19 protein-coding genes and 1 tRNA gene are annotated in these 20,509 nt (G+C 71.6%); 12 read left to right on the top strand and 8 right to left on the bottom strand.

The genetic code is table 11. From position 1 onward, the window contains the following. Positions 1-44: 44 nt before the first annotated feature. Positions 45-947 carry a TetR/AcrR family transcriptional regulator gene (locus ACZ6S0_RS26425; RefSeq protein ID WP_465922058.1) on the bottom strand — a complete coding sequence of 301 codons (903 nt, stop codon included), beginning with the start codon at positions 945-947 and terminating at the stop codon, positions 45-47. A 43-nt stretch (positions 948-990) separates the two neighbouring features. After that, positions 991-1,929: an acyl-CoA desaturase gene (locus ACZ6S0_RS26420; protein ID WP_465921989.1), complete on the bottom strand. Its 939-nt coding sequence runs from the start codon at positions 1,927-1,929 to the stop codon at positions 991-993. 275 nt (positions 1,930-2,204) lie between these two features. On the opposite strand from ACZ6S0_RS26420, the gene ACZ6S0_RS26415 reads away from it, so the two are divergent. The 12 genes from ACZ6S0_RS26415 (at position 2,205) to ACZ6S0_RS26360 (ending at position 13,754) form a co-directional block, all read left to right on the top strand. After that, a tRNA-Gln gene (locus ACZ6S0_RS26415) sits at positions 2,205-2,276 on the top strand. Between the two features lie 223 nt (positions 2,277-2,499). Then, positions 2,500-3,951 carry a bifunctional UDP-N-acetylglucosamine diphosphorylase/glucosamine-1-phosphate N-acetyltransferase GlmU gene (glmU, locus tag ACZ6S0_RS26410; RefSeq protein ID WP_465921988.1) on the top strand — a complete coding sequence of 484 codons (1,452 nt, stop codon included), beginning with the start codon at positions 2,500-2,502 and terminating at the stop codon, positions 3,949-3,951. Beyond that, positions 3,948-4,925: a ribose-phosphate diphosphokinase gene (locus tag ACZ6S0_RS26405; protein WP_465921987.1), complete on the top strand. Its 978-nt coding sequence runs from the start codon at positions 3,948-3,950 to the stop codon at positions 4,923-4,925. The genes glmU and ACZ6S0_RS26405 overlap by 4 nt, the downstream gene beginning before the upstream one ends. Positions 4,926-5,023: 98 nt before the next feature. Further along, on the top strand, positions 5,024-5,644 hold the full coding sequence (locus tag ACZ6S0_RS26400) for a 50S ribosomal protein L25/general stress protein Ctc (protein WP_465921986.1): 621 nt from the start codon (positions 5,024-5,026) through the stop codon (positions 5,642-5,644). A 66-nt stretch (positions 5,645-5,710) separates the two neighbouring features. Beyond that, complete coding sequence (gene pth / locus ACZ6S0_RS26395) at positions 5,711-6,295, top strand: aminoacyl-tRNA hydrolase (protein WP_465921985.1); 585 nt, start codon at positions 5,711-5,713, stop codon at positions 6,293-6,295. Positions 6,296-6,405: 110 nt separating this feature from the next. Further along, positions 6,406-7,845: a sugar transferase gene (locus tag ACZ6S0_RS26390; RefSeq protein WP_465921984.1), complete on the top strand. Its 1,440-nt coding sequence runs from the start codon at positions 6,406-6,408 to the stop codon at positions 7,843-7,845. Next, entirely contained in the window at positions 7,845-8,642 is a 798-nt protein-coding gene (locus ACZ6S0_RS26385; RefSeq protein WP_465921983.1) for a 3'(2'),5'-bisphosphate nucleotidase CysQ, read from the top strand. Before ACZ6S0_RS26390 ends, ACZ6S0_RS26385 begins: the two co-directional genes overlap by 1 nt. Before the next feature lie 20 nt (positions 8,643-8,662). Further along, the gene (gene cysD, locus ACZ6S0_RS26380) at positions 8,663-9,577 is read left to right on the top strand and encodes a sulfate adenylyltransferase subunit CysD (RefSeq protein ID WP_344880564.1); all 915 of its coding nucleotides are present in this window, start codon (positions 8,663-8,665) and stop codon (positions 9,575-9,577) included. Positions 9,578-9,648: 71 nt separating this feature from the next. Continuing rightward, a complete protein-coding gene (cysN, locus tag ACZ6S0_RS26375; RefSeq protein WP_465921982.1) occupies positions 9,649-10,911 on the top strand; it encodes a sulfate adenylyltransferase subunit CysN in 1,263 nt (420 codons plus the stop codon). A gap of 97 nt (positions 10,912-11,008) precedes the next feature. Then, positions 11,009-11,905, top strand: a complete 897-nt coding sequence (locus ACZ6S0_RS26370; protein ID WP_465921981.1) for a sulfotransferase family protein — start codon at positions 11,009-11,011, stop codon at positions 11,903-11,905. Continuing rightward, positions 11,902-12,786 (top strand): glycosyltransferase family 2 protein, encoded by an 885-nt coding sequence (locus tag ACZ6S0_RS26365; RefSeq protein ID WP_465921980.1) that lies wholly within the window; start codon positions 11,902-11,904, stop codon positions 12,784-12,786. The genes ACZ6S0_RS26370 and ACZ6S0_RS26365 overlap by 4 nt, the downstream gene beginning before the upstream one ends. Then, positions 12,783-13,754 (top strand): WecB/TagA/CpsF family glycosyltransferase, encoded by a 972-nt coding sequence (locus tag ACZ6S0_RS26360; RefSeq protein WP_465921979.1) that lies wholly within the window; start codon positions 12,783-12,785, stop codon positions 13,752-13,754. Before ACZ6S0_RS26365 ends, ACZ6S0_RS26360 begins: the two co-directional genes overlap by 4 nt. On the opposite strand, the gene ACZ6S0_RS26355 is transcribed toward ACZ6S0_RS26360, so the two are convergent. From ACZ6S0_RS26355 to ACZ6S0_RS26330, 6 genes are read right to left on the bottom strand one after another with little or no spacing between them, the layout of a single operon-like run. Further along, positions 13,708-14,595, bottom strand: a complete 888-nt coding sequence (locus ACZ6S0_RS26355; protein ID WP_465921978.1) for a sulfotransferase — start codon at positions 14,593-14,595, stop codon at positions 13,708-13,710. The genes ACZ6S0_RS26360 and ACZ6S0_RS26355 overlap by 47 nt on opposite strands. A 4-nt stretch (positions 14,596-14,599) precedes the next feature. Next, positions 14,600-15,856 carry a lipopolysaccharide biosynthesis protein gene (locus tag ACZ6S0_RS26350; protein WP_465921977.1) on the bottom strand — a complete coding sequence of 419 codons (1,257 nt, stop codon included), beginning with the start codon at positions 15,854-15,856 and terminating at the stop codon, positions 14,600-14,602. Beyond that, on the bottom strand, positions 15,844-16,698 hold the full coding sequence (locus ACZ6S0_RS26345; protein ID WP_465921976.1) for a sulfotransferase: 855 nt from the start codon (positions 16,696-16,698) through the stop codon (positions 15,844-15,846). Before ACZ6S0_RS26345 ends, ACZ6S0_RS26350 begins: the two co-directional genes overlap by 13 nt. Beyond that, positions 16,695-17,594 carry a hypothetical protein gene (locus ACZ6S0_RS26340; RefSeq protein WP_465921975.1) on the bottom strand — a complete coding sequence of 300 codons (900 nt, stop codon included), beginning with the start codon at positions 17,592-17,594 and terminating at the stop codon, positions 16,695-16,697. The genes ACZ6S0_RS26345 and ACZ6S0_RS26340 overlap by 4 nt, the downstream gene beginning before the upstream one ends. After that, the gene (locus tag ACZ6S0_RS26335; RefSeq protein ID WP_465921974.1) at positions 17,591-18,877 is read right to left on the bottom strand and encodes a hypothetical protein; all 1,287 of its coding nucleotides are present in this window, start codon (positions 18,875-18,877) and stop codon (positions 17,591-17,593) included. Before ACZ6S0_RS26335 ends, ACZ6S0_RS26340 begins: the two co-directional genes overlap by 4 nt. Next, the gene (locus tag ACZ6S0_RS26330) at positions 18,874-20,166 is read right to left on the bottom strand and encodes a Wzz/FepE/Etk N-terminal domain-containing protein (protein WP_465921973.1); all 1,293 of its coding nucleotides are present in this window, start codon (positions 20,164-20,166) and stop codon (positions 18,874-18,876) included. Before ACZ6S0_RS26330 ends, ACZ6S0_RS26335 begins: the two co-directional genes overlap by 4 nt. Positions 20,167-20,509 lie beyond the last annotated feature (343 nt).

The following is a 20,509-nucleotide window of genomic DNA, read 5'->3' as shown; positions in this document are numbered from 1 at the left end:
GCGCAACACAATCGTCGCCCCGGAGACCCGGCGGGTTCAAGGGTTCACTCAGGGTGATCTACCTGTTCGAGACGGGCGGCCCGCTCGGCCAGCTTGGCCTCCCGCTGGCGGATCTTCTCCTCGCGCTCGTGGGCCTTCTCCGCCTCCTTCAGCAGGCGCTCGCGCTCCTTCAGCTCGCGTACCCGGGCCTTCTCGGCCTCTTTCAGCTCCCGCTGGCGGAACTTCTCGGCCTCCTTCAGCTCCCTCTCGCGGGCCTTCTCGAACTCGCGCAGTTCTTTCTCGCTGGTGGCGCGCGGCTTGGCCGCGGCGGCGCCGCGGGTCCTGGTGGTGAGCGCCGGGTTCGGATCGAGCCCGGTCAACCCGTTCCAGGCCAGGTTGACCAGGTGGGCCGCGACCTCCTCGCGGCCCGGCTTGCGGACGTCGAGCCACCACTGGCCGGTCAGCGCGACCATACCGACCAGCATCTGGGCGTACATCGGCGCGAACTTGGGGTCGTAGCCGCGGGCCGCGAACTCGTCGGCCAGGACGTCCTCGACCTGGCTGGCGATCTCGCTGATCAGGCTCGCGAAGGTGCCGGTGCCCGAGGCGGCGTGCGAGTCGCGGATCAGGATGCGGAAGCCCTCGCTGCTCTCCTCGATGTAGCGCAGCAGGCCCAGCGCGGCCCGCTCCAGCTTGACCAGGGAGTGGGCGGCGGCGAGGCCGTCGGTGATCATGCCGAGCAGCTTCTGCATCTCCCGGTCGACGACGACCGCGTAGACGCCTTCCTTGCCGCCGAAGTGCTCGTACACCACGGGTTTCGACACCTGTGCGGTAGCTGCGATCTCCTCGATGGAGGTGCCGTCGAAGCCCTTCTCCGCGAAGAGAGCGCGGCTGATGCGGACCAACTGCTCTCTTCGCTCTGCACCGGACATGCGTCTGCGGGATTGGGGTTCGGTCACGGTCTCCATAATGACGGCCACGGCTGCGCCGCCGCTCACCGGCTGATCGGCATCAGGCAATGCGCTTCGCCGCCAGGCGCTCGGGTGTCGGCCATCGGACGTCGTACACCCAGCCCAGCTTCTCGAAGATCCGGATGAGGCCGGCGCTGAGGTCGATCTGGCCCTTCAGCGCGCCGTGCCTGGCGCAGGTCGGGTCGGAGTGGTGCAGGTTGTGCCACGACTCGCCGAAGGAGGGGATGGCCAGCCACCACACGTTGCGCGACTTGTCGCGGACCTGGAAGTCCTCCTCGCCGAAGACGTGGCAGATCGAGTTGATCGACCAGGTCACGTGGTGCAGCAGCCCGATGCGGACGAGTGAGCCCCAGAACAGCGCGGTCAGCCCGCCCTGCCAGGACCAGGTGAGCAGCAGGCCCAGCACGCCGGGCAGCAGGATCGAGGTGAGCGCGATGGGGCCGAACCACTTGTGCAGCTTCAGCACGTCGGGGTCCTTGCACAGGTCGGGGGCGTACTTCTCCCTGTTGGTGCGCTCGCTCTCGAACAGCCAGCCCATGTGGGCGTAGAGCAGGCCCTTGGCCATGTTCTTGAAGCCGGGGCCGAAGCGCCACGGCGAGTGCGGGTCGCCCTCCTTGTCGGAGAACTTGTGGTGCTTGCGGTGCGTGGCCACCCAGTCCAGTACGGACATCTCCAGCGACAGGGTGCCCGCGATGCCCATGGCGATCTTGAGTGGCCGCTTGGCCTTGAAGGAGCCGTGCGTGAAGTAGCGGTGCAGGCCGACGGTGACGCCCAGCCCGGAGACCACGTAGAAGACGAGGGCGATGGCGATGTCCGTCCAGCCGAGCCCCCATCCCCACGCGAGCGGCACGGCCGCCGCGATCGCGACGAGCGGCAGCCCGACCACCAGGCCGAAGGTGATCAGCTCGGACTTGGTCTTCGGCTCAGGCTCGAACTCGGGCTTCGGGGCGGATGCGGAACGCTCGGCGACAACGGTCATTGGCGACCTCCAACGACATGTATGAGGATGAATGTCCGGTCTACGCAACCGTAACCTACGCTAGCGTAAGTAAGGAAGACCTAAGCCGTGAATGTGCAAAACGTGAGGGTGCGCGGCGCGAGGTGGGTGGGATTTGTGTCTTGCGCCCTTTCGGCGGGTCTGTTACGTGGGCGACGCGAGGGGGCGCGGCGGGACACGGTGACGGCTAATACGGGCGCGCGTCCGGGTGCGGGGTCGGTATCGTAGAGGGGCGTCGGACGCACGTGTCCGATCTGTCCCGGATCGTCTAATCGGCAGGACAAGTGGTTTTGGTCCACTTTGTAGGGGTTCGAGTCCTCTTCCGGGAGCTTTGATGTGCCTCCCCTGGAGAACGTCCGGGGCGGGGCCAGGTATCCTCACGGTGTCGGGAGGGTAGCTGCACTTCGTGCAAGCTGTGGCGGCCCGCTGAACGCGGACCACCATGGCTGCGATATGCAGGCTGTGGCGGTTCGCTGAACGCGACCCACCGCAGAGCGGCGCGGTTGACGTGCCGATAGCCCTGATCCGTCCAGACACAGGGAGCCTCAGTCCGTGAGTGTGCCGCGCCCGGCAGCCGTCATCGTCCTCGCCGCGGGCGAGGGCACCAGGATGAAGAGCCAGACCCCGAAAGTCCTCCATGAGGTGTGCGGCCGCGCGCTGGTCGACCACATGCTCGCCGCCGCCCGCGACCTCGGTCCCGAGCAGCTCATCGTCGTCATCGGTCACGCGCTCGAACGGGTCGGCGGCCACCTCGCCGCCACCAGCCCCGACGCGCGCGCCGTCGTCCAGCGCGAGCAGCGCGGCACCGGCCACGCCGTGCGTACGGTGCTCGAAGAGGTCGGCACGATCTCCGGCACGGTCCTGGTCACCTACGGCGACGTGCCGCTGCTGCGCGCCAAGACCATGGCCGAGCTGCTCGACCGGCACGCCGCGGAGGGCAACGCGGTCACCGTGCTGACCGCCGAGGTGCCCGACCCGACCGGCTACGGCCGGATCGTCCGCGACGAGGCCGGCGCCGTGCTGGAGATCGTCGAGCACAAGGACGCCGACCCCGGTCAGCGCGCCATCAAGGAGATGAACTCCGGCATCTACGCCTTCGACGGCCTGCTGCTGGCCGACGCCGTCAAGCGCGTGTCCACCGACAACGCCCAGGGCGAGGAATACCTCACCGACGTCCTGGCCATCCTGCGCCGCGACGGCCACCGGGTCGGCGCCTTCGTGGCCGCCGACTACGCCGAGGTCGAGGGCGTCAACGACCGCGTGCAGCTCGCCTACGTCCGCAAGGTGCTCAACCAGCGCCTGCTGGAGGAGCACATGCGCGCCGGCGTCACGATCATCGACCCGGCCAGCACCTGGATCGACGCCGGCGTCCGCATCGGGCCCGACGCGGTCGTCCACCCGGGCACCCAGCTCCGCGGCGCCACCGTGATCGAGGCGGGGGCCGAGGTCGGCCCCGCCACCACCCTGACCGACACCTTCGTCGGCGAGGGCGCCGTGGTGCGCAACGCCGTGTGCGACCAGGCCGAGGTCGGCCCGGAGGCCAACGTGGGCCCCTACGCCTACCTGCGCCCGGGCACCGTGCTGGGCCGCAGGTCGAAGGCGGGCACGTTCGTCGAGATGAAGAACACCACGGTCGGCGAGCGCTCCAAGGTGCCGCACCTGTCCTACGCGGGCGACGCCACCATCGGCGCCGACGTCAACATCGGCGCCTCCACCGTCTTCGTGAACTACGACGGGGTCGACAAGCACCGCACCACCCTGGGCGACGGCGTGTTCGTCGGTTGCGACACCATGCTCGTCGCCCCGGTGACCGTCAACGACGGCGCCTACACGGCGGCCGGTTCGGTGATCGTCGACGACGTACCCCCCGGCGCCATGGGTGTGGCGCGCGCGCGGCAGCGCAACATCGAGAAATGGGTCTTGCGCAGGCGCGCGGGCACGAAGTCGGCCGCGGCCGCCGAGCGGGCGCTGGCCGGGCAAGAGCAGCAGGAGAAGAAGCAGTGACCAGCATCAAGCAGCCCGGCGAGAAGAACCTCATGCTCTTCTCCGGGCGGGCCTATCCGGAGCTGGCCGAGGAGGTCGCCCAGCACGTCGGCGTCTCCCTCACCCCCACCAGGCTCATCGACTTCGCCAACGGCGAGATCTACGCCCGCTACCTGGAGTCCGTACGCGGCTGTGACGCCTTCGTCATCCAGAGCCACACCGGGCCCATCAACAAGTGGATCATGGAACAGCTCATCATGGTCGACGCGCTCAAGCGGGCCTCCGCCAAGCGCATCACCGTGGTCATGCCGTTCTTCGGCTACGCGCGCCAGGACAAGAAGGGCCGCGGGCGCGAGCCCATCACGGCCCGGCTGATGGCCGACATGTTCAAGACCGCGGGCGCCGACCGGCTCATGTCGATCGACCTGCACACCTCCCAGATCCAGGGCTTCTTCGACGGCCCGGTCGACCACCTGTTCGCCATGCCGGTGCTGGAGAGCTACCTCAAGAACAAGCTCGACCTGGAGCACACCACGGTCGTCTCGCCCGACACCGGCCGGGTGCGCCTGTCGGAGCGCTGGGCCGACACGCTGGGCACGCCGATGGCGTTCATCCACAAGCGCCGCGACCTCGACGTGGCCAACCAGGTGAAGGTCAACGAGGTCGTCGGACGCGTACGCGGGCGCACCTGCGTGGTGATCGACGACATGATCGACACCGCGGGCACGATCTGCAAGGCCGCCGACGCGCTCTACGAGCAGGGCGCCACCAACGTGATCACCGCCGCCACCCACGCGGTCTTCTCCGACCCCGCGGTCGACCGGCTGAAGAACTCCCGGATCTCCGAGGTCATCGTCACCAACACGCTGCCGCTGTCGACGGCCAACAGGTTCGACAAGCTCACCGTGCTGTCCATCGCGCCGCTCATCGCCCGCGCGATCACCGAGATCTTCCAGGACGGCTCGGTCACGAGCCTGTTCGAGGGTGACACCTGAGCCCAGTAGGATAGTGGGGTTGCGCTCGTAACGCCTTCCGCTAGGGCGGGTGAGGGTGAGCGTTCGACAATCCGTCCCGAGCATCCCTAGGAGATGTCGTGTCCGAAGTACGTATCGCCGCCGAGCCGCGCACCACGTTCGGCAAGGGCGCCGCTCGCAAGATCCGCCGCGACGACAAGGTGCCCGCCGTCCTCTACGGGCACGGCATCGACCCCAAGCACCTGACGCTGCCCGGCCACGAGGTGCTGCTCGCGCTGCGCACCCCCAACGTGCTGATCCGCCTCAAGGGCGAGGGCGTCGACGAGCTGGCGCTGCCCAAGGGCGTTCAGCGTGACCCGATCAAGGGCTTCGTCGAGCACGTCGACCTGCTCCTGGTCAAGCGCGGCGAGAAGGTCACGGTCGAGATCCCGGTCACCACGGTCGGCGACGTCCACTCCGACGGCCTGCTCGACCTGCAGCTCGTCACGGTCGCCGTGGAGGCCGAGGCCACCCACATCCCGAGCGGCGTCGAGGTCGACGTCGACGGCCTGGAGGTCGGCACCTCGGTCACCGCCGCGCAGCTCCTGCTGCCGAAGGGCGCCACGCTGGCCGCCGACCCCGAGGCCGTGATCCTGCAGGTCATCGGCAAGCCGGTCGAGGTCGTCGAGGAGGCTCCTGAGGCCGCCGAGGCCGCCGAGGCGCCCGCGGCCGAGGGCGCGGAGGCTCCGGCCGCCGAGTAGGCGACGGGTTCACTCGTGAACGGGGCGGCCGGCATCGAGCCGTCCCGTTCCGCGTAAGGGGGTCGCATGGATCGCTGGCTGATCGCCGGACTGGGCAACCCGGGGCCCGACTACGCGGGCAACCGGCACAACGCGGGCTTCATGGTGCTCGACGAGCTGGCCGCCAGGGCGGGCGGGCGGTTCAAGGCCCACAAGAGCAGGGCCGAGGTGTGCGAGACGCGTGCCGCCGTCCTGGCCAAGCCCCTGACGTTCATGAACCTCTCCGGCGGGCCCGTGAAGGCGCTCGCCGACTTCTACAAGATCGGGCCGGAGCGGCTGATCGTCGTCCACGACGAGCTCGACGTGCCCTACGGCGCGCTGCGCGCCAAGCTCGGGGGCGGCGACAACGGCCACAACGGGCTCAAGTCGATCACCAAGGTCCTCGGCACCCGCGACTACCTGCGCGTACGGTTCGGCATCGGGCGACCGCCCGGCCGCATGGACCCGGCCTCCTTCGTGCTGCGCGACTTCGCCACCGTCGAGCGCAAAGACCTGCCCTTCCTCGTCGACCGGGCCGCCGACGTCGTCGAGTCGCTGATGGCCCGCGGCCTGGAGGCCACCCAGAACGACTTCCACCGGGCTGATCTGCACATTTCCGGCCCTCCACGCTGATCACCACATTGGGTCGTTCGCCGGTTGCCGGGCGTACGCGCCGCTAGCATCTGTGACTGTCCGTTCAGGAGTGGTCACACCTGGAGGCATGCGTGCGCGGTGAAGGCCTCATGGCTTTCGCGAGGACCGGTCATGGGGTCGGCTGGGGGGCCAAACCGCGCACGCCCTCCTGGGTGCGCTCCTATCGGATATGCGCGGTGCTGGGCGATCTGTGCGGGGCGGGCATCGGGGCGGCCACCGCGTTCTCGGTCAGGTTCGGCGGGCTCACCCCCTACGTGCTGCCGTACCTGCTGGTCAGCCTGGTGCTGCCGGTGGTGTGGTGCTGCGCGGTGGCGGTCGCCCGCGCGTACGAGCCGCGCATGCTCGGCGTCGGCTCCGAGGAGTTCCGCCGGGTCGTGCAGGCCGGTGTGGCGCTGACCGCGGGCACCGCCATCGGCTCCTACGTGACCAAGACCGACGTCGCCAGGGGCTACGTCGTGCTGGCGCTGCCGCTCGTCACGTTCTTCTCCCTCGTCCTCAGATACGCCCTGCGCCGCTCCCTGCACCGCCGCAGGGCCGCGGGCGCCTGCATGCGCAGGGTCGTGGCGGTCGGGCACGCGGCCTCGATCTCCGAGCTGGTCCGCCTCTTCCACCGCGAACGCCACCACGGCATGGACGTCGTGGCCGCCTGCCTGCCCGGCGGGCACCCCGGGCAGCGGGTGGCCGACGTCCCGGTCGCGGGCGACCTCAGCGACGTGCCCATCGCGGTGGAGCAGCACGACGCCGACACGGTGGCCGTGCTGGCCTGCCCCGAGATGGACGGGCAGGCGCTGCGCCGGCTGGCCTGGCGGCTGGAGCGCAGCCACACCGAGCTGGTCGTCGCACCCGCGCTGATGGACGTGGCCGGGCCGCGCACCACGATCAGGCCGGTCGCCGGGATGCCGCTGCTGCACGTCGAGCATCCCGAGCTGGCCGGGATCCGGCAGTTCGTGAAGAACGTCTTCGACCGCCTGGTGGCCGCCACGCTGCTGGTGCTGCTGGCGCCCCTGCTGGCAGGGCTGGCGGTGGCCGTACGCGCGACGAGCCCGGGGCCGGCGCTGTTCCGTCAGACCCGGGTGGGCAGGGACGGCGAGGTGTTCACGATCGTGAAGTTCCGCACGATGCGGCGCGGTTCCGAGCAGCAGAAGATCACCCTCGTCAGCGACCGCGACGGCGTGCTGTTCAAGATTCGGAACGATCCACGGGTCACGCCGCTCGGCACGCTGATGCGCCGCCACTCGCTCGACGAGCTGCCGCAGCTCATCAACGTCATCCTGGGCCACATGTCGCTCGTGGGCCCCCGGCCGCCGCTGCCGGAGGAGGTCGCCCGCTACGGCGACGACGTGCGCCGGAGGCTCCTCGTACGCCCAGGGCTGACCGGGCTGTGGCAGGTCAGCGGGAGATCTGACCTATCGTGGGAGGAATCCGTGCGCCTCGACCTGCGTTACGTGGAGAATTGGTCCCTCACCCTGGATCTCCAGATCCTGTGGAAGACTTGGTCGGCCGTCGCCCGCGGGCAAGGAGCATATTGATGACGATTCGCGACGACCACGCCCTGGCCGCCGATCTGGCGACCGAGGCCGGTGAGAGGCTGCTGCGGGTTCGCGAGCGCCTGGGGTTCGACGACCCGGGGGCGCTGCGGGCCGAGGGAGACCGGTCCTCTCACCTCTACCTCATGGAGTCGCTGGCGCGGCTGCGGCCGAGCGACAGCGTGCTGTCGGAGGAGGCCACCCGCGAGGAGCGGCTCGACCCGCGCAGGCTGGGCGCCGAGCGGGTGTGGATCGTCGACCCGCTCGACGGCACCAGGGAGTTCTCTGAGCGGCGTGAGGGCGCCGAGGCGGGCGCGGCGGACGAGGGCAGGGCCGACTGGGCCGTGCACGTGGCCCTGTGGGAGCGCGGGAGGCTCAGCGCGGGCGCCGTGGCGCTGCCCGCCCAGGGCCGTACGCTGACGACCGCCGACCCGCCGAAGCCGCCCGCGTACGACAAGGGGCGCTTCCGCATCGCCGTCAGCCGCACCAGGCCGCCCGAGTTCGTCAGGAAGCTGGCCTACCTGCTGGGGGCCGACCTCGTGCCGATCGGCTCGGCGGGGGCCAAGATCTCGGCGGTGCTCACCGGCGAGGTGGAGGCGTACGTACACGCCGGTGGGCAGTACGAATGGGACTCCGCCGCGCCGGTCGCCGTGGCGCTGGCCGCCGGGGCGCACGCGAGCCGGATCGACGGCTCCGAGCTGACCTACAACCAAGCCGACCCGTCACTACCGGATATCCTGGTTTCCCTACCAGAGCTGGCGACATCACTGCTCGCCGGCATCCGGGACCTTCATCGCTGAACCCGCCGGAGGAAGTTCACATGCTCCAGCGCGACTATACGACGTCGCAGCTCGACGTGCTCGAGGCAGAGGCCGTCCACATCATGCGCGAAGTGGCGGCCGAGTTCGAGCGTCCCTGTCTGCTCTTCTCCGGGGGCAAAGACTCGATCGTCATGCTCCGCATCGCGGAGAAGGCGTTCTGGCCGGCGCCGATCCCGTTCCCGCTCATGCACGTCGACACGGGGCACAACTTCGACGAGGTCATCGAGTTCCGCGACCGGCGCTCGGCCGAGCTGGGCGCCCGGCTGATCGTGGCCAGCGTGCAGGACTCCATCGACCAGGGCCGGGTCGTCGAGGAGACCGGGCGGCGCGCCTCGCGCAACCGCCTGCAGACCACCACCCTGCTCGACGGGATCGAGGAGCACCAGTTCGACGCCGTGTTCGGCGGCGCCAGGCGCGACGAGGAGAAGGCCCGCGCCAAGGAGCGGGTGTTCTCCTTCCGCGACGACTTCGGGCAGTGGGACCCGAAGAACCAGCGCCCCGAGCTGTGGAACCTCTACAACTCCCGCATCCGCAAGGGCGAGCACATCCGCGTCTTCCCGCTGTCCAACTGGACCGAGCTCGACGTCTGGGACTACATCAGGCGCGAGGGCATCGAGATCCCCTCCATCTACTTCGCCCACACCCGCAAGGTGTTCGAGCGCGACGGCATGCTGCTGCCCGACTCCGAGGTGGTGTCGCGCGGCGAGGAGGAGCCGCTGTTCGAGGCGGTGGTGCGCTACCGCACCGTGGGCGACATGACCTGTACGGGCGCCGTCCAGTCCACGGCCGCCACGGTCGAGGAGATCATCGAGGAGATCGCCGCCACCCGGATCACCGAGCGCGGGGCCACCAGGGCCGACGACCGCTCGTCCGAGGCGGCCATGGAAGACCGGAAGAGAGAGGGCTACTTCTAAATGCACCCGTCCGTAGCAGTCGCGGTTCGTCCTGGAGGACCGGCTGTGTTTGACGACAAGGGCCACATCTGATGGACATTCTTCGCTTTGCCACCGCGGGAAGCGTCGACGACGGCAAGTCCACCCTCATCGGACGGTTGCTCTACGACTCCAAAGCGATCTTCGAGGACCAGTTGGAGGCCGTCGAGCGCACCTCGCGCGACCGCGGCACCGAATACACCGACCTGTCGCTGCTGACCGACGGGCTGCGGGCCGAGCGCGAGCAGGGCATCACGATCGACGTGGCGTACCGCTATTTCGCGACGCCGCGCCGGAAGTTCATCATCGCCGACACGCCCGGGCACATCCAATACACCAGAAACATGGTGACCGGCGCCTCCACGGCCGATCTGGCGATCATCCTCATCGACGCCCGCAAGGGCGTGCTGGAGCAGTCGCGGCGGCACGCGTTCCTGACGTCGCTGCTGCGCGTGCCGCACCTGGTGTTGGCCGTCAACAAGATGGACCTGGTCGACTACTCCCAGGCGCGCTTCGAGGAGATCAGAGACGAGTTCACGGCGTTCGCGTCCAAGCTGAACGTCTCCGACCTCACCTTCATCCCGATCTCCGCGCTCAACGGCGACAACGTGGTCTCGCGCTCCGAGAACATGCCCTGGTACCTCGGCACGTCCCTCCTGCACCACCTGGAGAACGTGCACATCGCCTCCGACCGCAACCTGACCGACGTGCGCTTCCCCGTCCAGTACGTCATCCGCCCCCAGCGGGCCACCGACCCCGCCTTCCACGACTACCGCGGCTACGCCGGCCAGGTGGCGGGCGGCGTGCTCAAGCCCGGCGACGAGGTCGTGCACCTGCCCTCGGGCCTGACCACGCGGATCGCCTCGATCGACACCTTCGACGGGCCGGTGGAGGAGGCGTTCCCGCCCATGTCGGTGACGCTGCGCTTCGAGGACGACCTCGACATCTCGCGCGGCGACATGATCGCCCGGCCCAACAACCAGCCGAACGCGGCGCAGGAGCTGGAGGCGATGGTCTGCTGGATGGGCGACGGACTCAAGCTGACGCCGCGCACCAAGCTGACGATCAAGCACACCACCCGCACCGCCCGCGCGATGGTGCGCGAGCTGCACTACCGGCTCGACGTCAACACCCTGCACCGCGACGAGGAGGCGACCGGGCTCGGCCTCAACGAGATCGGCCGGGTGTCGCTGCGGGTCACCCAGCCGCTGTTCGTCGACGACTACGCGCGCAACCGGCTGACCGGCGGCTTCATCCTGGTGGACGAGGCCACCAACGGCACGGTGGGCGCGGGAATGATCATCGACGCGAGCTGAGGTAGATCTTTTAGTGTTTGCCTTACCAAGGCATTACTCTCCGCGCTAGGGTCATCGCGTTCCGTGTTCGTCACACCCGCGAAAGCCCTTTGTTCCCTTGACTGAAACCACCGTCCCCCAGGTGATCTACCTGGGCGGCCTCGGCCGCAGCGGCACCACGTTGCTGGAAAGGCTCCTTGGCGAGCTGCCCGGTGTGGTGGCGCTGGGAGAGGTGGTGCATCTGTGGGAGCGAGGGGTGCTCGCAGCGGAACTTTGCGGTTGCGGAGTCGTCTTCCCGGCCTGTCCGTTCTGGGGGCGGGTCGGGAAGACGGCGTTCGGCGGCTGGACGCGCCGGCTCGCCGAGCGGATGCTGACCCTGCGGCACCGGGTCGACCGCACCCGCAGGATCGCCCGCATCGACCATCCCGACCTGGCCGAATACACCCGGGCCTACCGGCGGCTCTACCACGCCGCCGACGCGCCCGTGGTGATCGACTCCAGCAAGCACGCCTCGCTGGCCTGCTGCCTGGTGGCGAGCGGGCTCGACGCGCACGTCGTGCACGTCGTACGCGACCCGCGCGCGGTCGCCCACTCCTGGGCCAGGACCGTGCACCGGCCCGAGGACGGGCGGCCGATGACCCGCTGGAGCCCGGCCCGCACCGCCGTCCACTGGTCGGCGCAGAACGCCGCCCTGGAGCTCCTGCAGGGCAGGGGAGCGCGCGTGACCCGGGTCCGCTACGAAGACCTGCTCGCCGACCCCGGGGCCACGCTGAAGGCGTTGGCGGTCCGCCTGGGGCTGCCGGAGCCTGAGCTGGGCTTCCTGGAGGGGCGCACCGCCCGGCTGGGGCCCTCGCACACGGCCTCGGGCAACCCGATGCGCTTCCACGTGGGAAAGGTGGAGCTGCGCCGGGACGACTCGTGGCGGTCGGGCCTGGCCGACGGCGACCGGCGGGTGGTCGACGCGCTCACGTGGCCTCTCCGGGCGCGCTACGGCTACGCAGGGGCCGCGGCGTGAGCCGGTGGCCTTCGGTCGGGGTCGTCGTCCCGACGCGCGGAGACCGGCCTGGGCCGTTGCGCGAGGCCATGGCGGCCGTGCTCGGGCAGGACTACGCGGGCAGGCTCGCGGCAGTCGTGGTCTCCGACGGCGGGGCCGCTCCCGAGGTGCCCGACCGGCGCGTACGCGTGCTGCCCAACACCCTCACCCCCGGGCTCCCGGGGGCGCGCAACACCGGCATCGCCGCCCTCGACACCGACCTGATCGCCTTCTGCGACGACGACGACGTGTGGCTGCCCGGCAAGCTCACCGCCCAGGTACGCGCCCTGCTGGACGACGGCGGGGAGTTCGCCAGTTGCGCCATCGAGGTGGAGCACGGGCGGAGCAGGGTCGCCCGTCTGGCGGGGGCTTCCGTCGTCACCGCCGCCGACCTGGTGCGTTCGCGGATGGTGATGGTGCACTCGTCGACCTTCCTGTTCCTGCGCGGCGTGCTCCGGCCCGACGAGAGCGCGCCAGGCGGCCAGAACGAAGACTGGGACCTGGCCCTGCGCGCCGCCAAGCGGCGGCCCATCGTCCACGTGGACCGGCCGCTCGTGCTGGTGCGCTGGGCGGGGTCCCACTACGCGGCCCGATGGGCCGACCGCATTGCCGGGCTCGAGTGGATGCTCGCCCGGCATCCTGAACTGGCCGTGGACCCGTGCGGCGCGGCGCGGGTCTACGGCCAGCTTGCGTTCGGCCACGCGGCGCTGGGGCAGCGCTGGGCCGCCGCGAGATGGGCCCTGCGGACGCTGTCGGCCCGGCTGGGGGAGCCCAGGGCGGCGATCGCGCTCGCGGTGGCGGCGGGGCTCGTCTCCGCGCCCACCGTGCAGGCGGCCCTGCACAGCCGAGGACACGGCATTTGACCCCCGGAGCCGTCCCGCCGCCGTCCCGGATCGCGCCGATCCCGGCACAGCGCCTCCCCGAGCAGCACCCCGCCGACCAGGGCGAGCGCCTTCCCGACCAGGGCCGGGGCCTCCCCGAGCAGCGCCAGGGCCAGGGCCTCCCCGGGCAGCGCCTCGCGGTGGGGGCCGGTGCCGGGCGGGTCGCGGTGGGCGGGATCGAGGTCGACGCCGTCACCGAGGCCGACGTCGTGCGGCGGGTGGCGGTGGCGCTGGAGCTGGGCAGGGGCGGGCGCGTCGTCACGCCGAACGTGGACATCTGCCGCGCCGCCGACGCCGACCCCGCGCTCCGGACGCTCGTCCGCTCGGCCGACCTCGTGGTCGCCGACGGCATGCCGCTGGTGTGGGCGGCCAGGCTGCTCGGCACCCCCGTGCCCGCGCGGGTCACCGGCGCCGACCTCATCTGGTCGCTCTGCGCGCTGGCCGCCGAGCGGGGCTGGCCCGTCTACCTGCTCGGCGGCGGCCCCCCTGACGTGGTGCGGGGGGCCGCCCGCGAGCTGACCGCCCGCCACCCGGGCCTGGACGTCTGCGGCGTCCACGCGCCTCCCTACCGCTTCGACGACACCCCCGAGGGCGCCGCGCGCGTACGCGGGAAGGTGGTCGCCGCCCGGCCCCGCCTGGTCTTCGTCGGGCTCGGCTTCCCCCGGCAGGACCGTCTCATCCTGGCCCTGCGCGAGGAGCTGCCGCAGGCGTGGTTCGTGGGCTGCGGGGCGGCCATCGCCTTCGCCGCCGGCACCACGGCCAGGGCCCCGGGCTGGATGCGGCGGGCCGGGCTCGAATGGGCGTTCAGGCTGGCCTGCGAGCCGGGCCGGCTCGCCCGCCGCTACCTGGTGGACGACCTGCCGTTCGCCGTGCGGCTGCTCGGCGGGTGCCTCGTGACGCGGCTCAGGCGCCGGTCAGGGCGCGGACGCGGGCCGCGTCCTCCTCGCTGAGCCCGCGGGGGCCCTGCGCCAGTGCCCGGCGCGAGTCCATCCGCCGGTACGCCGTGCGCGACAGGCCCGACCACGCGAACCCCGCCCCGGTGGTGGCCCCGCCGCCGCAGGCCCGTACGATGCGGCGCTCGGCGGCCGGCGACCAGCGCAGGCCCGCGTAGGCGTACAGGTGACGGAACCCGGCGACGGGGTCGGCGGCCAGCGACTCGTACGGCGTGAGCAGGACGCCCGGCATGCGGCCCAGGATCGAGCGCGTCACCCGCCACAGCGCCGCCGCCTTGGCCACCCGGTCCTGCGACCCGACGAGCGCCCGCAGCTCCAGCACCTCCGGATGGTCGCGGACCAGCAGCGGCTGCTCCAGCAGCTCGTGGAAGTACACCGTCCACCCCAGCCGCTGCCAGCTCGCCACGAACGACACCGGGTCACGCACCAGCGCGATCACCCGGCAGCCCAGCCGCCCGGCGAACCAGCCCGCGCTCAGCACCGCGAACGGGTCGTCCAGCAGCGCCCGCCGCCCCGCCAGCCGCCCGAGCGTGAAGGCGGTGCCATAGCGGAGCAGCCGGGCCAGGTCGTACGGGGCGCGGTTCGCCCGCAGCTCGGCCAGCCACCGGTAGCGCAGCGCGACCGTGTCGCGGAAGGCGGGCAGCCAGGTGGGGGAGTTGTCCTCGCAGATGTACTGGAACCGGTGCGTCACCCGGGCGGCGAGCACCCCAGGGCAGCGGCCGGGCGGGTGCTGCGGGTTGAGCGGCTCGTTGACGTAGACCAGCTCGCGCCCGGCGGCCAGCATCTTGCCCGTCCAGCTCGTCCCGCTCCGGGGCAACCCCGTGACCAGCACCGTCATTCGCTCACCACCCCGCCACCCGGCCGCGTACGCGCAGCGCGGCGAGCGTGTGGCGGCCGAAGGGGTGCAGGCCGTAGCGGCGGTGGAGCTGCCACAGGGGGAGCAGGTTCTTGACGATCACGCCGCCCGACCACCCCGCCACCGCCCCCAGCGCCCCGTGGGACGGGATGAGCGCCAGGTCCAGCAGCACCGTGCAGCCGATGGCGGCCAGCAGGTTGGCCAGACTGGCGCCGGTGTGCCCGGCGGCCGTCAGCACCACGTCCACCATGCCGCAGGCGGTCGCCACCATCATCGTGCCCGCCAGCACGAGGGCGACGGGCGCGGCCGAGCCGTACGAGGGCCCGAACACCCGCAGCACCCACGGCGCGAGGCACGCGTACGCCAGCCACACCGGCCAGGTCAGCAGCACCAGCCAGACCGTGGCCGCCTGGTACAGCTCCCCGGCCCGCTCCCGCTGCCCGTCGGCCAGCGCCCTGACCAGCCCCGCCTGCACGGCCTGCGCCAGCCCCTGGTTGGCGAGCTGGCCGACGACCCTGAACCGGGTGGCGGCGGTGTAGACGGCGGCCTGCGCGGGCCCGGCCAGCGCGGCCACGATCACGATGTCCACCCGCTGGAACACCGCCTGGATCGCCCCCGCGAGCGAGCGCGGCCCGGTGTGGCGCCACAGGTCGCGCCCGGTCCCCGGCAGGTAGGGCGTGCGCGGCACCCGTCCCCTGAGCCCGGCGGCGGCCAGGAGCAGCACGGGCACGTACGCCGCCCCCCACGCGGGCGGCAGCCACCAGGCCGCGCACCCCGCCAGCGCCACCCCGCCCACCAGCAGGAGCTGCCCGGCCGGCAGCAGCACCCCGTCCAGCAGCACCGTGGGCCGCAGGGCGCCGAACCCCCGGGTGGCGGCCAGCAGCACGTCGGCGGCCACCATGACCGGCAGCAGCCCCGCCAGGGGCCCGAGCCGCGGGTACAGCACGGCCGCCGCGCCCCCGGCCACCGCCACGCACGGCACGAGGGCCGCCCTGACATATCCGGAGATGCCCCGGTAGTGGTAGGTCTTGGCGCGGGCGATGAAGTAGATCAGCCCGTTGCCCGCGTCCAGTTTGGCGATGCCCGCCGCCATCAGCGCCAGCGCGGTCGCGGTGAAGAACGCGCCCGCCTCGGCGGCCGGGTACGCCCTGGTCACCACCACCACCAGGGAAAACTGCGCCAGCGCCCCGAAGACCGCCCCCGACAGCCCCGCCAGCCCCCTCCTGACGATCACCGCCGCCACGAGGGCTCACCGTCCAGCCAGCGCGTCAGCCGCGCGTCGTACGGCTCGAAGTGGTCACGCAACGCCTGCGCCAGCACCTGGGGCACCGGGCGCGGCAGCGGGCGGCGGTTGTGCCGCTCGAAGAGGGGATAGCCCAGGTGCGGCACCCCCAGGAAGTCCAGCACCCGGTCGTAGGTCGTCTCGGGCTCGGCGAAGAAGCGGTGGCTGTCGAGCACGAGGAGGCGGTCGCGGCCGATCAGCGGCTCCAGCCGGTCGAGCTGGTCGGCGTAGCGGCCCCTGGCCAGGTAGCCGTGGTGGCGGTGCGAGTGGTGCAGCGCGTGGGGCGACTGCCTGATCTGCTCCTCGGCCCCGGCCAGCCGCCGGGACTCCAGCTCCAGGGCGTACTCGAAGTGCGACTCGGTCTCGAAGCCCCTGGCCAGCTCGTGGGCGTGCGCGGAGGAGGCCCGCTCGACCGGGTCGCGAACCAGCACGATCAGCTTGACGCCCGGCAGGTCGGCGGCGATGCGCTCACCGGCCAGCGGGTGGAACAGGTAGTAGGGGGAGGATTCGTACGCCTGGGCGCGCGTGCCGTACCGGTGGGCCAGCAGCGCCACGCTCACCCGCAGCGGGAAGTGCGCCTGGTACCAGGACAGGCCGCGCCGGTAGTCGATGTCGAAGTAGTGCACGCCCTTGTGCAGGACGGGTTTGAGCAGCAGCGGGTGCTGGGCCAGCGCGCGGTAGAGCGACGTGGTGCCGCACCGCTGCGCGCCGGCGATCAGGAACGTCGGCAGCACGCGTGCCGCCGACGTGAACCGTCCGGTGGCCCGCGACAGCGACAGCACCGATCGCTTCATGGCCCTCATGTGAGCAGCTCCTCGTGGTCGACGGCCGGGTTGAGCCAGGACTCCGGCGGGCCCAGCGGCGCGTGGCCGTCGGCGGCGTGCCGGTCGGCCAGGGCGATGAGGTAGCGCAGCGCCGTCCGCTTGGCCGTCGCGGGCGACAACCCCAGGGGCGCGAGGAGCCGTACGGAGCGGGCCACGCACGCCCGCGCCGCGAGCGGAGGGCTCATCCGGCGCAGCGCCCGGTGGAAGAAGTGGTGCACGAGGTCGAAGCCGTAGGGAACGCCGATCTCGTAGCGTTCCCAGTCCCAGACGAGCAGGCGTCCGTCGCGGGCGCGGCACACGTTCCACGGGGCCAGGTCGCCGTGCCAGGCCGGGCGGTCGCCGCCGGTGCCCGCGATCTCGGTGACCGCGTCCAGCAGCAGCGTCCCGGGCGGGCCGCTCCGTCGCCGTACGGGCAGGGGCGACAGCGCGAGCACCGGCAGCCCGCGCCAGTCGCCGTGGTGCAGCACGGACGGGGCCACGACCGTCTCCAGGGAGAGCCCGGCCAGCCGGCACAGGGCCGCCGCCTCGCGGTTGATCAGCTCGCGCGCCCGCTCGCTGTCTCCGATCTTCACGAACGCCAGCCGCCGCCCGCCCGCCCGGACCTCCAGGACCGGCTTGCGGTTGGCCCGCAGCGCCGGCCGCACGTGCAGGACGGTCTCGACCTGCCGCTCGAAGACCTCGCTCAGGTACGCCGTGATCGACCCCTCGACCGGCACCAGCATCTGGGACCCCACGTGCCACCAGCGGCGCGGCGCCAGCCTGCGGGGCACGGCGGCGTGCGGCAGCAGCGTGTACGCGCGCTGCGAGCCGGTGCCGGGATACAGCAGCCGCACGGTGTCGGCGAGGTAGCCGAGGCGGACGGCGGCGTCGTTCATGGCTGACTCTCCTGGAGGGACGCGTTGCGCCACAGGAGGGCGAACGAGACGAGATAGAGGCTGAGCGGCGTGACCAGGCCGTCGTAGACGAACATGTAGAGCAGCACGAACCCCATCACCAGCACCCCGGCCAGCCCGATGGGGCTGCGGTCGCCCCAGTGGCGGCGGATCGCGCCCAGGAAGAACGCCACGTAGAGCGCCGCGCCCGTGAACCCCTGTGTGATGATCAGCAGCCAGAGCTGGCCGTCGCTGCCCAGCGGCGGATGCCCGCACGACTGGCACCACTCGGTCCGGCCCGTGGTGATCGAGCGGTGGTTGCCCCTGGCGTTGCGGGTGTTGCCGTAGCCGATCACCGGCGAGTGGCCGGCGGCGGCGAGGGTGGCGCTCACGGTGAAGGCGCGGATGTCGTTGGAGTGCGGCCTGTCCAGGCGCTGCGCGAACAGGGCGGCCAGCGGGCTGAGCGTGAAGGCCAGCGCCGCCGCCACGGCCGCGCCGCACAGCGCCGCCCGCGTACGCCCGCCCACCCGCACGACCAGGTAGACCACGGCCAGCCCGAGCCCGATCCACAGGCCGCGGTTGAGCGAGTACACGACGGGGATGGCGGCCAGGGCGACGACCACGGCCACGAAGACCCGGTGGCGCACCCGGCCGTACGCCCACCAGCCGACCACGAACCACACCAGCAGCACCGAGGCGTTGCTGCCCCAGGCGTTGGCCCACTCGTACGGCGCCTCCGGCCGGGGCGAGGAGAAGCCCAGCACCTTCTGCGTCTGGGCGGCGGTCGGGTGGATGAGGTTGCGGACGAACGAGTTCTCCCCGAGCCACTCGGGCAGCAGCAACTCCACCGGCGAGGTGTACTCGAACCCGGGCGCGAACACGCCGAGCAGCCCGCCCGCGACCGTGGTCACGAACAGCACTCCGAGCATGCGTACCAGCCGGAGCTGCGGCAGCTCGTGCTCGGTGAGGTTGCCCAGGTAGAGCACCATGACCAGCACCGAGCAGTAGAGCGCCAGCCGCATGGCGTAGCCGAGCAGCCGGCCGGGCCCGAACTCGCCGTACGTGCCGGGCGGCGTCTCCGCCAGCATCAGCGCGCTCACCAGATAGCCGGCCAGCAGCAGCACCCACAGCCCGAACCCGCGCGGCACCCGGATCGGCCGCCGCCGCCACAGCACCACCGCCATGGGCACCGCCAGCACGATCACCGACAGCCCGCCGAACCCGAGCGCCCACCAGACCGGATAGCCCACCAGCAGCGCGGCGATGGGCCACGCGGGCCGGGTCACGTCGGCTTGCCCGGCCGCCGCGGGTGGGGGAACGCCTGCATGGGCGTGGTCTCGGCCGACACGTTGGCGTCGAACTCGCCGGTCGCCACGAGCTTGCCGAGCGTGGGGTGCGTGCGCGGCTCCAGCAGGGGGATGAACGACGGCACCGCGTCGGTGGCCGTCACCACGCCGACGGTCGGCACGTCGTGCCGGGCGAGCCCGCGTACGACGGCGGTGACCTCCTCGGCGCTCACCCGGCCCAGCCCCACGAGCAGCACGGCGGCGTCGGCCCTGGCCAGGTCGCGTACGTCGGAGCCGTCGAGCACGACCAGCGGCGCGCTGACGGCGAGCGGCTCGGCCAGCGACGACGCGTACAGGTCGGCGGGCAGCGCCTTGACCAGCAGCCGCTTGCCGGGGCAGGCGGAGACCACGGCGCAGGCCAGTTCGTGCAGGACGCCGTGCTCGCGCGGGCTGGACAGGTCGCTGAGCACGGGCAGGCCGGTGAGCCGCTCGACGTCGGCGGGCGTGCGCAGCCGGGTGTCGAGCCGGTCGCGGGCGTAGGCGGCGGCCGACCCGGCCAGCAGCCCGGCCATGAGCCCGGTGCCGAGGTAGAGCGACAGGCTGGGGGAGCTGGGGGCGGTGGGCGGGGCGGCAGGGCCGATGACGGAGCCGGGGGTCACCGCGACCGTGCGCAGGGCGTCGTACCTGAGCGCCAGGTTGGCTGCCTGCCGGTTGAGCACGCTCTGGCGCTGGGCGGCGATCGTGTGCTCAGGACTGCCCTTGGGCAGCCCGCCGAGATGTTTGACCACCTGGTCGAGGCCGGCGTTGACCTGCTTGATCTTGCTCAGCACGGCCTGCTGCTGCTCGGTCAGCGACACCAGCGCGCTCTCGCGGCGGTTGGCCAGGTACGCCTCGGCGTAGGCGCGCGACTGCGTGGCGGCGGCGGCCGGGTCGCCGGCGGTCACGGAGATCCACAACACCGCCGAGTTGGGCGGCACGGACACCTCGACCGGCTCGGGCGCGGCGCCGCCCAGCTCCCCGGCCGCCCGCGCCGCGACCACGGACGACTGCGCGATCTGGGCCTCGGTGTCGAGGTTGAGCGCCTCGCGCTGGCGACCGGTCACCTGGTTGGCCGGCTCCTGCGGGCCCACCGGTACGACCAGCACCTGCGTGGTGGCGGTGTAGGCGGCCGGGGTGAGCCGCATCAGCGCCAGCCCGGCGGTGCCGCCGACGACGACGCAGCCCACGAGGAGCAGCCAACGCCTGCGTAGCAGCGAGAGGTGCTCGTCCAGGTCGGTGCCGGAGCTCATGAGGGGAGGCTCTCCTGATTGTGTACGGATTGTCGCTGTGTGGCTTCGCTGCGTCACCTGCCGAGTGTTCGCCCACTATAGGGCGGACGGATATGGCCCAGGGTTCAATACTCATGATTTTCTTCCGGTAAGGCCGGAAAGAAGCCCCTTGATAAATGGAAATGTCCGGAAATTGGGAGCGGCGCTTACCCATCACGAACTGGGGAGACTCGCACACTGGCTGAAGTTCCAGGAATGACATGGCAAGGTTCAGGTGTGAGGCGGGGGTCGTTCGACGAGGGGGTTGGAAGGCTTTGCAGCTACGGGGCATTTCTCATTCCACAACGAAAGCCGCATTCGTCGG

Source organism: Nonomuraea sp. NPDC051298 (assembly GCF_055586305.1).
Note: the sequence above shows the minus strand (reverse complement) of the source record. Positions and strands in the feature narration are given on the sequence as shown.